Source organism: Vibrio marinisediminis (assembly GCF_014050145.1).
In the GTDB taxonomy this organism is placed as follows: Bacteria; Pseudomonadota; Gammaproteobacteria; order Enterobacterales; family Vibrionaceae; genus Vibrio; species Vibrio marinisediminis.
The window spans coordinates 1-308 of sequence record NZ_JACFYF010000144.1 but is presented as its reverse complement, the minus strand read 5'-3'; the positions used below and the strand labels follow the sequence as shown (position 1 = coordinate 308).

The 308-nt window shown below is 27.3% G+C and carries 1 protein-coding gene; it reads left to right on the top strand.

Features of this window, described 5'->3' with window-relative positions; translation table 11 throughout:
• Positions 1-303, top strand: a 303-nt coding sequence (locus H2O73_RS23725) for a DUF5723 family protein (protein ID WP_220457722.1), incomplete at its 5' end; no start/stop codon positions are given.
• Between the last annotated feature and the right edge of the window lie 5 nt (positions 304-308).

The following is a 308-nucleotide window of genomic DNA, read 5'->3' as shown; positions in this document are numbered from 1 at the left end:
AAGGGCTTTTCAGTATCAAAGTATCAGAATGAAATAGGTGCTCAATTTTATAGTATTTTAAGACCTCAATTTCCTCAAATGGCAGCTACGGTCTTTTATAATAGAAGACTAGGTACTTTTTTAAAGACTAAAATCAGTTATACAATTGATAATTATTTATTTTCAAATGTTGGTTTTGGGTTTTCTACTCAGATTAATAAGCTTAATTTTTATGCTGCAGTAGATAATATTTTAGGCTATGAAGATCTATTTAACTCTAAAAAAACCTCGTTTAGTTTAGGGGCTAATTTAATTTTTGACTAAAAAAA